This is a genomic window from Acinetobacter sp. ANC 4169 (genome assembly GCF_002135355.1).
In the GTDB taxonomy this organism is placed as follows: Bacteria; Pseudomonadota; Gammaproteobacteria; order Pseudomonadales; family Moraxellaceae; genus Acinetobacter.
In genome coordinates, this window is sequence record NZ_NEGE01000011.1 from 25,677 (window position 1) to 39,197 (window position 13,521).

At 42.7% G+C, this 13,521-nt stretch carries 9 protein-coding genes; 7 read left to right on the forward strand and 2 right to left on the reverse strand.

Annotated features, from left to right (window positions below):
* Window position 1: 1 nt before the first annotated feature.
* Complete coding sequence (locus B9T26_RS09590; protein ID WP_086199485.1) at window positions 2–3,709, reverse strand: exodeoxyribonuclease V subunit gamma; 3,708 nt, start codon at window positions 3,707–3,709, stop codon at window positions 2–4.
* Between the two features lie 184 nt (window positions 3,710–3,893).
* Between B9T26_RS09590 and B9T26_RS09595 the strand changes: the two genes are divergently transcribed.
* Window positions 3,894–4,391, forward strand: coding sequence for a hypothetical protein (locus B9T26_RS09595; RefSeq protein WP_086199577.1), 498 nt, complete (start codon window positions 3,894–3,896; stop codon window positions 4,389–4,391).
* 54 nt (window positions 4,392–4,445) lie between these two features.
* On the opposite strand, the gene B9T26_RS09600 is transcribed toward B9T26_RS09595, so the two are convergent.
* A complete protein-coding gene (locus B9T26_RS09600; RefSeq protein WP_086199486.1) occupies window positions 4,446–5,864 on the reverse strand; it encodes a phosphate--AMP phosphotransferase in 1,419 nt (472 codons plus the stop codon).
* A gap of 205 nt (window positions 5,865–6,069) precedes the next feature.
* On the opposite strand from B9T26_RS09600, the gene B9T26_RS09605 reads away from it, so the two are divergent.
* The 6 genes from B9T26_RS09605 to B9T26_RS09630 all read left to right on the forward strand — a co-directional run bounded on the left by B9T26_RS09605 (window position 6,070) and on the right by B9T26_RS09630 (window position 13,367).
* Window positions 6,070–6,774 carry an FFLEELY motif protein gene (locus B9T26_RS09605; protein WP_086199487.1) on the forward strand — a complete coding sequence of 235 codons (705 nt, stop codon included), beginning with the start codon at window positions 6,070–6,072 and terminating at the stop codon, window positions 6,772–6,774.
* A 169-nt stretch (window positions 6,775–6,943) separates the two neighbouring features.
* Window positions 6,944–7,888: a bifunctional demethylmenaquinone methyltransferase/2-methoxy-6-polyprenyl-1,4-benzoquinol methylase UbiE gene (ubiE, locus tag B9T26_RS09610; RefSeq protein ID WP_086199488.1), complete on the forward strand. Its 945-nt coding sequence runs from the start codon at window positions 6,944–6,946 to the stop codon at window positions 7,886–7,888.
* 11 nt (window positions 7,889–7,899) lie between these two features.
* Window positions 7,900–8,583: an SCP2 domain-containing protein gene (locus B9T26_RS09615; protein WP_086199489.1), complete on the forward strand. Its 684-nt coding sequence runs from the start codon at window positions 7,900–7,902 to the stop codon at window positions 8,581–8,583.
* Between the two features lie 12 nt (window positions 8,584–8,595).
* Window positions 8,596–10,215, forward strand: a complete 1,620-nt coding sequence (locus B9T26_RS09620) for an ABC1 kinase family protein (RefSeq protein ID WP_086199490.1) — start codon at window positions 8,596–8,598, stop codon at window positions 10,213–10,215.
* 466 nt (window positions 10,216–10,681) lie between these two features.
* Window positions 10,682–12,193, forward strand: coding sequence for a hypothetical protein (locus tag B9T26_RS09625; protein WP_086199491.1), 1,512 nt, complete (start codon window positions 10,682–10,684; stop codon window positions 12,191–12,193).
* Between the two features lie 70 nt (window positions 12,194–12,263).
* Window positions 12,264–13,367, forward strand: a complete 1,104-nt coding sequence (locus tag B9T26_RS09630) for a hypothetical protein (RefSeq protein ID WP_086199492.1) — start codon at window positions 12,264–12,266, stop codon at window positions 13,365–13,367.
* Window positions 13,368–13,521: the final 154 nt, after the last annotated feature.

The window sequence follows — 13,521 nt, forward strand, 5'->3', positions numbered from 1 at the left end:
TTTATTCTTCAATCACTTGTTGATGCCAGAACACCGGTTGATAGAGCTGATAGGAAAATTGCGCACAGGCATCTTCCAGCAATGCAGTGGCATCCTGTTCCTGTAAAATAAACTGCCAGTCTCGGTGCATTTTGGTTGCTTCATTATCCGCCACCGAAAAACCGCTGAACTTGCCATCTTCATGCCAGTCTTTATAGATCACGTCCATATCATCAATACACATCTGATTCTGTTCATTCGGCTGCCAGTCATGTTGTTTGTCTTTTTCAGCAATTTTCAGCAGCAAGGCTGCAGGTAAAACCAGCGGCTGGGTCTGTCCATATTTCCAGGCAGCCAGCCAATGATCCAGCCACTCGCGTGCCTTGTTGGAAGTTACCCCATGACACAAGAGGGTCCGGTCACTAAACACCACAATCCGCGCCAGTTTTTCACCACCCTCGCCCATGTTCAAATACGCCAGCCAGAGCAAATATTCCAGCCAGACTTTGGCACGACGCTTGGCGCGTGCACTGGATGCATCCAGACTGACCCATTTTTCTGCACCATGCTTGGGTAGGCTGATGTTCATATAAACATGATCATTGACCTTCCAGACCTGCTGTGTAGTAGGCGTCACTTCGGTCGCATATTTCAGCAAACGGTCTTTCAGGCGCTGCTGTTCTACCAGGCTTATTTCCCAGCTACTGTGTTTCAGCTTGCCAATCGGTAGCTGATCCATCAGTAATTCCGGCTTGCTTGGCCCTTCCTGCTTTTGCAGGAACTGGCGCACGGCATAGCGCCCCAAACCATCTAATAACAAAGGCTCATCCACGGCAGGCAAATCTTCCGGACGCAGGTTTTCCACCCCCAGGGTTTTTAAATATAAACGTGCCGGAAAGGTGACATCCTGAATCCACTGATGACTGTCCAGCACCTGAATATCGTGTTGCAACAGCTGATAAGGCGTATTCACCCAGGACGTTCGCTTGCCCGTGGCATGGCGAATCTGCCCGGCCACACAAAACCACTGGTCCTGATAACGCACAGGTCTGTTGTTTTCAAAACCTGCCGGATCAAACGGCAATAAGGGATGCACATGATACAGCGACCGTAGTTGTTCAGGCACTTCCACGCCATTGATCTCTACAGTGGCATCGGCTTGATTGTCCGCTTGTTTGCTCTGCACAATAAAAGCCAGATGTTGCACCAGTTCCTGCAACACGGTGGATGGATCACGCACTTCACCATCGTTAATGTCGAAACCATTATAAAACAGCCACAGGTTCTCCTGCGCCAGCAGCAGGTGATCTAAAAATGCGCCCTGATCATCCTCCAGACGGGAACGGTCACCCAACTGAGGTTTCAGCAAATCCATCAAGTCAAACGGCAAATGCTGGGTCCGGTTCGGAAACTTACCGCTGTCCAGTCCCAACATCACAATCAGCTTGTACGGCACAGGACGAATCTGCCCGATCTGGCTAAAGGTAATCTGTCCGGTCGGTTCGGCATGTTCCAGCTGAGCTTCCAGGGTATTGTTAATTTCGGCCAGCAAATAAGGCAAGGGTAAACTCAAGCTACGTAAGGCATGATGATCATGTTCATCGTAGAAACTGGCCAGCGTCAACATACGCTCTTGCTTTTTAATAATTTTATAAACAGTTGCTAAAGATTCGACACCGCTTTCTTCAAATTCGGCAATATCCTGCATCAGGCATTTTAACCACTGCTCCACCGGCACGGTTTTGCCTTGCTCATGGGCAATCATCCAGTCACGGCGTACATCAAAATCCTGATAAATCTGGATCAGTTTGCCAATTAGCTCAAAATCACTCGGCAAGACTTGGGCAAAACTGAGCGTATTTTGAAATAAGGTATGTTCAGGAATGGCGATACCCAGTGCCAGCCGGTCGAGTGCAAATTTAAAACTGAAACGGTAATCTTCATCGCCCTCGCACAGGCTGCGTTTTAAATGCTGCGCATCCAGCCCACGTTTAAAGCCGGCATCAATCAGCAATGCTGTGATGCGTTCAATGGAATTGACGTCTAAACCGTAGAGCTGCTGGGTTGCACTTAGACTAAGCCAGTCGGCAAAATCTTCAATGCTGAAACGCCCTTGAATCAGTTCAATGCGTCCCAGTACCGCTCGCCAGGCATTTAGCGCATCCAGCTGGGTCACGCCGGCAATCTGAATCGGTAAATAAACACTGTCTTTGGACAGTTGATGACTGCTGCCCGTTTTTTGCTGAATCAGATCACGTTCACTCGGCGGCGGGGCAAATACGCTACGGATCAACGGCTCCAGTTCGCTTAAACTTGGGCTCAGCACCAAAATATCACTCGGCCGGCGTGGTACATCTTTTGTCCCCTGTGTCAACCAGTGAATCAGTTGCTCTTTTAATACTTCCAGCTGGCGTAAACTGGAATGACAGACATGAATCTGAATCGAATCATCCTGTTCATCCAGCGCATATTGATGCTGTTCCGGTTCGACCAGATAGAGAATGTCAGACTGGATTTTACCCAGCAAATTTTCCTTATACTCATCCACAAAGGCATCTGCCCAGACCCCATCTTCGCCTGAAGACAAGTTGGATAATAAAGAGAAATGATCTCGCGCCTGCTTACCGAAACGGGTCAGTAAAGGATGGCGTGACTCGCGCTGTTCCGCGTTGAAATTTAAAGTAAATTCCTGAAAGAATTTTTCAATGTCGGCATCACTGGCTTTACTGTTGTTCTGCTGTTCATATTTGGCAATAAAGCGTTCTTTGACCCGCACGTCATAACGTGCTTTCCAGTTCGGATCGACGCTATCGGCCCAGTATTCTTGCGATGGGTTGTAATGCAGAATATAAATATCGATGTATTGCCCCAAACGGCGGACAAACTCCAGCTGCATCGGCGGTAAATCCAGCAAGGTAAAAATCACCAGTTGTCGTGGCAATTTTTTTAATGCAGCTTTGCGTGTTACCGGATTGTCCAGAATCTCCCAGAACATGGCATCAATACTTTGCATCTGTTCAAAGTCCTGATGAAACACTTCCTGCCACAACCAGCGCTGCCAGGCTTCCAGCTCACGGGCCTGATTTAGGGTAAATTCGGAAATCTCGCTATTGGTCTTAAAAAACATGTCCTCAATAGCCAGTTCCCTGTTCTGCCCCCAGGCCTGCAACCAGTTGGTCTGGCAGTTACAACTATGAGACGGACAGTTTTTCTGGCAATGTCCGCGATATTCCATGTAATGCGTGAACAGGCGCGATACCTGTTCCGCAACCCAGTACAACATGCCCTGCTTTTTCAGCTGCTTTTCAATGCCTTGTTCTAAACGGTCGGCACTGTCATAAATTCGCTGCACGATGGGATGCAGTGGATGATCCTGCGCCAGAGGATTTTGTTCAGCCTGAATAAAGGCTTTCAGTGCCTGAAACACGCGCCACTTAATAATAATACGGGGAATGTTGGCTTTACGGACCTGTTCTTTGTGTTCGGTCAGCACCCATTGATAGGCTGACCACTGCAAACCACGAATACGGTGATGGAACTGGGTATTGGCACTGATGCCTTTTTGTTCGGCCAGCTTCTGGGTAAGCCAGACTTCAACTGCATGCGACGGTACAATAAAATGTTTACTTTGCAGAACCTGAAAAGGTGTGGTGGCAGGCTTATTCACGGTCGTCAGCATGGCGTGCACAAGCACGTCTATACGCTGACTTTGAATCACATGAATGGCCATTACTCACTTTCTCCAGTTTTTTTTGCAAAATGAAATGCCTACAAAAGCATAAAGATTATTTACTATACATCTGCATCTGTCTATGTCACTTTTAATTGGACATTGAATTTAAAAATGCTTTGAAATTCACACCTTAATGATGGTTGAATAGAACAAATAACACGAAATTTAAGGTATTTACATGATGAAAATAGATAAAATTCCAGACGCAATCGATCCCCAATTAAACTTGGAAAGCATTCGGGAAGAATGCCTAGAACTTGTAAAAAAACGTGCTTACTGTTCTGCAGGTGCAGCCGTCATTCCTGTTCCATTTCTCGATGTGGTCATCGATGTCGGAATTTTGTCACAACTCATTCCGGAAGTGAATGCACGTTTTGGTTTGGCTCCTGAACAAATCAGTGTCTATGATCCGCAAACCAAACAAGTACACTGGCAGGAACTGCGCAAACGTGGCGTGGAATTTTCCGGTTTGGTGGTTGCGCGTACAGCGGTCAAAAAGTCCCTCAATAATGTGGTAGCCAAGGTCATCACCAAACAGGTGACTAAATTTATTCCCTTAGGTGGACAAATTATTGCTGCAAGTCTGGGCTATATGGTCATGAAAAAAGTTGCCGATGCACATGTAGAAGATTGTTACAAAATTGCTAAAAGTATTCAGCAAAAGCAGCCGGTGAGCTAAAAACTTTTGTTCAGCAAGTCAATCATCAGATAGATGTATCTCGCCGCTGAGAGCTCAATCCGCTCTCAGCTGTTTTAAAATGGCTCTTAATATGGCTAAACGCGCGGTATTTTTATCATTGCCAGCAATGATATGCCACGGTGCATAGTTAGTACTGGTTCGTTCGAACATATCGGCGGCAGCATCCAGATAGGCATCCCATTTTTCCCGATTGCGCCAATCATCCGGCGTGATTTTAAAGCGCTTATGCGGTGTTTCTTCGCGCGCTTTAAAACGGGCTACCTGCTCCTCCTTGCTAATCGCCAGCCACAGCTTGATGACCACAGTTTGACTATTGGCCAAATCCTGTTCAAAGCGGTTAATTTCCTCATACGCCCGCTGCCACTCCTGTTCACTGGCAAAACCCTCCACCCGTTCCACCAGCACCCGCCCATACCAGGAACGGTCAAAAATCCGGATATCTTCATCAGTCTGTAACTTGGTCCAGAACCGCCACAAATACGGATGACGTAATTCATATTGTTCCGGTGCAGCAATGGTATGAATATCATATTCTCGCGGATCCAGATTTTTCACAATCCGTTTAATCGCTCCGCCTTTTCCTGCCGCATCCATGCCCTCAAAAACAATAATGGCTTTACGGTCATCAAAACGTAGCGCCTCTGCCACTTTTACCGACAGCTCTTTCAGTTCTTTTTTATAGTCTTCATCGGTAGTGGGCTGATTTTCCGGATGCAGCAGCAGCTCTGGAATAGCCGCCTGTTTCCATTTAGTTTTTGCTTCAGTCTGGTGCTTGGGACAGTGTTTCAAAGCCGCCAAAATAATCTGCGCAAATTGCTGATCACGGGATTTTTCATCTTCACAGTTAATCACTTGCCAGTCTTTAAGAAAGCGCTGACTCATTTTTTGCAGATTGTCATATTGCTTTTTATTACGCCAATCCAGACCATGTAATTTATGCCAGTGCACTTCACTGGGATCCATATTGTCCAGCCGCTTTTGCAAGGATTTCCAGGACAGGTCAAACCAGACCTTGACCACATCGACATGGTTATTTTTTAAGTCCTGCTCAAAAGCCTGCATAGCTTCAATATAGGCATCAAACTGGGTTTCATCGAGGGGCTTGGACACATGCAATGCTGTGGCCAGCAAATCGCTATACCAGTTGCCAAACATCACCATGATCTGACCTTCGGCAGGAATAAAACGTGCATACGGTTGCCAGAACGGCTGTTTCTGATTGAACATGACCGGTGCATCGGCCTTGACCAGCAAATAACGTGGATCGACCCATTCGCGCAGCTGCTTCACCGCCTCGCCCTTTCCGGCCAGCTCAATGCCATTGACCAGCACCAGTACGCTTTTGGCATTGTTCTGATCGCGGGTATCTTTTAAAAAATATTGTGCTTCAATCAGATTCAGGGAAAGCTCATCTTCATCCAGCAACGGATTTTTTGTTTTTTTGAGTGTCATGTTTTCCCCGTCTTTTCTTCTAGATTTCAGTCTATTCAAGCATAGTACAATACTGAATTTAAACCCATAGTGTTTATATTGCGTATAATTGCTTCGTTTTCCAGCAAACTGACTTAATTTAAATCATTTTTCTTGCAGTTTGTCATAGCGACTTTGCCCATCTCGCTCTAAGATTTAGCCATCTAAAAAATAATAGAGACACAGAATGTCTAAACTGGCTGCATTAGATGATCTTTTAGAGTTGTATTATCAATTAAATTATCATCAAAACCCTGACATTTTTCGGCGCCTGCAAGATGTACAGGCCTGGCAAAAGCAACGTATGCAAGCTACCCATAGCAAGCCTTTTGCAGAAAAGCATAATGTGTTGATGTCGGAGTATTTTCTGAATCGCCTGTATGGCGGTCCGGACTTTGATGCCCTGGCTGAGCAAATTGCACGACTCATGAAATATGCCCACAAGGCAGAAAAATTGATTCCTGAAAATGCCGTTAAAACCGGTACCTCAGGCGTATCTTTAGCCATTTTTGCAGTGCAGCTGGATGAGCAGGTAGCAATGCAGTTGCTTGAGGACTATCATCCGCATGAAAGCTTAACCGATGAGATGATGCGACTGACCTATCTAAAACTGGATCAGGGCCAACAGCGCTTGCAGCAGCTGGATTTACTCGATCAGCTGGGCTTAAGTTTAGATAAATACATGCGCTCATTTGTGGTTTATACCGCCTTTAAAATGTGCAAAGGCACAGCCAGCAAATATAACTTCGACGTGATGTATGAGTTTATGCAGGATGGCTTTTTAGCAATGAAACCGTTAAAGTCGGCAGAGAAGTTCGTGAAAGATTTCACTGCAGTTGAACGTCAAATTATCCACAAGGTTCATGCAGGCGATCCTGATCCATTTCAGTAACTTTATATGGTGATGGAAATAACAAATTTGCGCAGTGAATAAAAACTCAGAACAGATTTCTGTATATTATTCATAACAATTGCATGCGGATTGCTGTACAACGTCCTAGAATCTGTCATCATGCAAGCACTGCAACATTAACCCTATTTTTATGTTAGGAGTGACTCTAATGTCTAACGAAAATCAAACGCCTACCTCGACAACCGAGCCGGCACAAAAAAAAGACAAAGTGAGTCCTTTCTTAACTGAGCCCCTTCCGCAAGGGACTGCACAAGGTCAGCAACAATCACTACAACAACAGTTGACCGATACTCCAGTAACCGGTTCAGTACCGAAATACAATCTTCCACGTGGTGCCAATACCGGTAATGTCGGTGCAACCACCCATTTCGGTTACCAGACAGTAAGTAGTGAAGATAAAGCCCAGAAAGTGGCAGAAGTGTTCCATTCTGTAGCGAGTAAATACGACATCATGAATGACTTGATGTCATTCGGTATTCACCGTTTATGGAAGCGCTTTGCCATTAACATGTCTGGCGTACGTCGTGGCCAGCATGTGCTTGATATTGCAGGCGGTACAGGTGACCTGGCTAAAGTCTTCAGTCGTGAAGTCGGCCCTACTGGTCATGTAGTACTTTCAGACATCAACGAATCGATGCTGAATGTCGGTCGTGACCGTTTAATCGATGCCGGCTGCACCAATGTCGATTTTGTTTTGGCCAATGCCGAAACCCTGGAACCTTTTGCAGACAACAGTTTTGACTTGCTGACCATCAGTTTCGGTTTACGTAACGTTACCGACAAGGATGCTGCACTCGCTGCAATGTACCGCGTACTTAAGCCAGGTGGCCGTTTATTGGTGCTTGAATTCTCTAAACCGGTGTTTGAGCCTTTCTCTAAACTTTATGACCTGTATTCATTCACGGCTTTACCCATCATGGGCAAAATCATTGCCAATGACTCGGAAAGTTATAAATATCTGGCCGAATCGATTCGTATGCATCCTGACCAGCGCACCCTCAAAGGCATGATGGAAAATGCCGGATTCCAGAACTGTGATTACCACAACTTAACTGGTGGTATTGTGGCGGTTCACCGCGGCTTTAAACTTTAAGGTTTTATGCTATGTGGTCGATTCTGGCACTCGGTGCAGTTGAACGATTAATTCATCATGTGATTGATCTGGATGCCATTACCCGCATTCAGCTCAATGAATTGAAAGGCAAAATGTTGCGTGTGGTGATTGACTCACCACAGCTCTCTGTCGATGTGTTTTTTGACGATAATAAAGTGCGTCTGGAACCGACGCCAACAGGACACACTGAAAGCGCATCCATCTTTGAACAACGCCCATTCGAGCAGCAGTCAAGCATAACTGAAGCAACGGCGACCTTGCATGTCAAAACGGTCGTCGAGCTCATCAAACTGCTATTGGCTGAAGATGTCGGCAATATTCCGCTGCAAGGGGACTATCACCTGTTGCAGGATATTCAACGCATCATGCAACAGGCCGAACCGGATTTAGCCTCACATTTAAGTCCATGGATTGGTCCTGCCCTAGCCCATGAACTGGGAAAAATCCAGCTGGCACCGAAACATTTAAAACGTTCATTAGAAAGTTATTTATTCTTTGCTGAAGATGCGTTAAAAGAAGATACCGGCTTATTTGCTGCACGTTGGCAAATGGATGATTTGCAGCAAGATACCCGAATTTTCAATCAAAATTTAGATCGTGCTGAAGCTAAAATTCAACAGCTTCAGGCACAGATTGATGCTTTAGATACCCCTCCTGCCTCACCTCAAGATTAGGTAATTACATTTATGATTCCGCACGTTTCACGTTTACTCGAACTTTGGCGCATCGCCGCGCACTATAGACTCGACACGTTGTTTCCTGCGGAAGAGTTACCAGAAAAAGCCCGTCATGCTTTAAATTTCATTCGCATGCATCCTGCGGCATGGTCTAGCCGTGAACGTAAAAACCCACTCAAGCTGAAACAAGCTTTAGAAGAAATGGGACCGTTGGCAATTAAATTAGGGCAACTGCTCTCGACCCGTCGTGATTTGATTCCACCTGAAGTTCTACAACAGTTGGTATTGCTGCAAGACCGGGTCAAACCCTTTGACAATAGCGTTGCCAAAACCCGCATTCAAGAATCACTGAAAGCCGATATAAATACCTTGTTTGCTCGTTTTGATGAGCAACCGCTTGCAGCCGCGTCAATCGCTCAAGTGCATACTGCGGCGCTACATGATGGTCGTGAAGTGGTGGTAAAAGTCACTCGTCCCAATATTCGCAGTCAAATTTTACAGGATTTCGAGATTTTAGACTGGCTCGGTGCCGCCTTAGAAAAACGTTTAGAAGCTGCCCGCGCTTTGCATCTTTCTGAAATTATTCAGGACTATCGTCAAATCATTCTGAATGAACTGGATTTGACTCTGGAAGCCGATAACACCCGTCGTATGCGCCATTACTTCACCGGCTCAAGCATGATGTATGTGCCTGAAGTTTATATGGACAGCAAAGACGTGATGGTGGCCGAACGGATCACTGGTGTTCCGATTTCTGACACGGCGACTTTCGACAAGATGGGCATGAATCGTGCGGACTTGGCAGAGAAAGGCTTAACCATTTTCTTTACCCAGGTGTTCCGCGACAACTTCTTCCATGCCGACATGCACCCAGGAAATGTGTTTGTCGAAACCATTAATCCGAGTAATCCACGCTTTATTGCGCTCGACTGCGCGATTATGGGTGAACTGTCCAAGCATGATCAGATGACTGTGGCACGCATGTTACTGGCAGTCATGAACAGTGACTTTATGCAGTTGATTCTTGTAGTGCATCAAGCCGGTTGGATTCCACCGGGTACAGACCAAGATGCCTTAGCGCGTGAAATGCGTCGCACTGTGGGGCCAATGGTATCGAAGCCAATGCATGAACTGGACTTTGCCGGCATCCTGATTCAGGTCATGGATATTGCCCGTCGTTTCCATCTGGAAATTCCACCACAGCTGATGCTCTTGCTGAAAACATTAGTTCATGTCGAAGGTTTGGGAACAGACCTTTATCCGGAACTGGATATCTGGAAACTGGCGAAACCGATCCTGACCGATTGGATTAAAGCGCAAATGAATCCGCAGAAGAACCTGAAGGAATTGGGACAAAAAATTCCAGACCTTTTGCTCGGTGCACAGGATTTACCAAGCCTGATGATCGATAGTCTGAACGGTTTAAAAAATCAGTCGGCCTGGCATTCCAAACAATTACATGAACTGCAAAGCATGCGTCTGCAAATGGAACATCAGCAAAAACGCAGCTGGATGTTTGGCAGTATCATGGCGATCTTGTTATCGATAGCCATTATTGCGCCGTGGTATGTGTCAATTCTTTTAATCCTGCTTTCCAGCCTGCTTGCCGTTTGGCGGGTAGTGAAATAGTAGTTTCAAATTAAAACTTTGAAAAACAATAAAATAAAAAATTACTCCAGCCTGTTTAAACAGCAAAATTTAAATAGGCTTTTATTTTCACAATCTAACATTATTAAAACAGTCTGACAAAATAATTAAGCAAATAAAAAATCAATAAATTCATTTAGTTATTTTTATAATCAATAAAAAATAGTTCGCCTTAACCTCATTAAAGACGAGCTACTCTTTAATATAAATAAAAATTTTATTTCACCCAAAAATTAAAACACTATTTCTTTTTATTTAAAAACAACTCGCGAAAAATTATTAACAACAACAACCAGATATCATTAATTAAATATTAAATTAATAATAATCAAACCTTTAAAAAAGAATAAATGTAATTTTAAAGATTAATAAATATGTAGATCAATCCTTATTTCGAGCTTTTTTTTTGATATAAGAGAAAGAATAAGAATAATACGAGGATAAAAAAATGTTAATTAAAAATTCAAAAATTTGTGTATTTACAATGGCGGTTTCAGGTTTTTTAGCGGCTTGTGGTGATAGTAGTAAGGAAGCTGAAAGTACAAGTTTTACACCTACCACCATTCAAGGTACGGCAGTAGATTTTTATTTAAAAGGTGCAGATATAAAATTTGATGATTGTGAAAACACGTCCATAAAAACTGATGCAAATGGCAACTTTTCTTTTACCACCACTACCGCTTGCTATGAGTCTGCCATTACCATCACGGGTGGCATAGATACTGGTACCAACCTGCCATTTACAGGTATATTAAAATTTAAAAAAATGGATTTAAAAAACCTACAAAATGGCATATTGGTGGTTAGTCCATTAACTTCTTTAGAATATTATCTAGAAAAAGCAGGACAATCGGGCCAATTAAATCCAATTTTAACAAACTTAGGTTTAAGTAATATTAGTAATATTTCCCAGTTCGATCCGGCAAAAGATGGTGATGCTCATACGCTAGCTATAGTGTTTATTTTACAACAACTTGCAACTCAAATTGAAGATCATCTACAGGCCATTCATAAAGATGATGGTTCAAATGCATTCTCTCAGGAACAGGCTGCTCAAATTACTTTTGACACATTGATTAGTCAATTATCCACTCAAGCCTTATTTACAGCTGACTCGGCTAAAATTAACCCTGATGTATTAAAAAATATTATTGATCAGGCGATTAATACTGCAAAAGTTCAAATGAATGATCCAGATAGCACTATAGATCCTACAATTACCGATCAAATTAGCAATAATATCATTGCAGTTTCATCCACCATTGACAGCATTGCTCAGCAAGGAGGAACCAGTGCCGATTTATTATCAGCATTGCAAACAAATACTCAAGCACTTGAAACAATTACTGAAAATTTAAAGACACCTACATATAATGACTTCTTTTTAGCAAATTACGATGTCGCTGCCATTAAAGCTTCCAGTGAGACTAATCCACTAAATATCGGTCTTAAAGATCTGAATGACACCCTTGCTGTACAATTCAAGTTAGCAAATGCAAAATCTGAATTAAATGATACGCTAGCACTCGCCTTCAAATTAAATGGAACTAATGGTACATATCACGAAAATTTAAATATAAGTATTAACAATATTCAGGTTAAATTTAATAATCAGGGCTCGCTGCTTTCGGCAAAAATACCTAAAAATACAGTTATTAATATTTCTTCGTCTTCAAAAAATATTCAGCAGTTTCAATTCATTGTTCCACAAGACATGATGGTCAACGCTAATGGCAATATTTCTTTAAATGACTTAATCCAAAGTAATGGCACATTAAAAAATTATTACACTAATTATATCAACAAATTACCTGCTAGCAGTCTTATTCAGGTAACTGCTTATGTACTACCTCGCACTTATACCATTAATCCACAATTTAATCTCTCACAAGAAACGGTCACTATCGGCAGTTTAACATTCAAAGGTTCTGCATTGACTGGTTATTTTAAATTGAGTTAATTGATCAAAATCCAGCCTTCAAGCTGGATTTTTTCTTCAATAAGAAAAATTATTTTAGTGATGTAGCCATATGAAATTTAATTATTTGCCTTTATTAATTGGCCTAATATATGGATCTTCTATATATGCCGCACCTGAAGATCTTTTTCTTCAATCAGATATTTTTACGGAACAGATCTCAACTCCGTTTAAATTAACACTTGGCTTGGATGCTGTTGATGAAACCATTGATTTTTTTGATATCCGAGAAAATGCAGGTATACAAGATAATAGTACTGGTGATTATCGCGGTGCTCATGTTACAGCTGAATATCAGTTCCATCCTCAATGGTTATTAGAAGGATCTTATTGGTATAGGGAACTTGATTATTCTCAAGATACCAATACCATTCATAGCCTGCTCTTAGGTATACGTTATTTTCCCAATTTTAAAATCAATGAAAATAGCGTTTTATTTTTTAGAACCAGTGTATGGAATAATGAGGCTGATGAGTTAAATAAATCCTCACCCACAGAGGTGAACCAAAGAACTTTTAACCAAGTCACTGTTAATCAGCCACAAGACCTTAACTTTCAATTAGATACTGTTTTTTCACATCAAATAAGCCCAATGCATCAAATCAATATATTCACTTCATTGGGATATAGTGAAGTCGAGGTGAAAAATTTAAAGATTCAGGCACAATCGAATGGTTGCTTAGTGAATATAAATATTCAATCAAACAATCAGTTTACAGGGAATTTAGCTAAACCATGCTCTATCGGTAATATACCAGTCACTCAATTAAACGTTTCTGGCAATGCCAATGAATATGGCATTGATATACAAAAAGATCTCAACTATGACAGTTACTATGCAAGTTTGGGAGGATCCTGGAACTGGCGCTATCAAAACTTTGAAAGCCAGCTTGCATACCAGTACCAACATTTATGGCGTAATGACATCGATGATCGTGTAAACAACTTTGGCAATCAAGCGATAAAAGATAACCATAGTTTGGGGGCGAAATTTAGTTATCATTTCACCTCCCACGTTACGGCCTTTATTAAAGGCGAACTGTATCAACATAACTTTGTCGGACACATCCCCTTTTTATACAATGCGGTGACCGCCTCACATCTTGACCAACGTTACGGAATTGCAACCCTCGGGCTCACAATTTATAACTTTTAAGCCCCTTTAAAAAACTACAATACGATCCTCTTGCAGTGAGGAAATATTAAACGATCTTTCCCTCCGACTTTCCCTATAAATCATTTATCTGCTTTGATCATCATTTTTTCCATAGATGTAAGTTTTATCTGAAACCTCAGGAGTAGAGTAATCC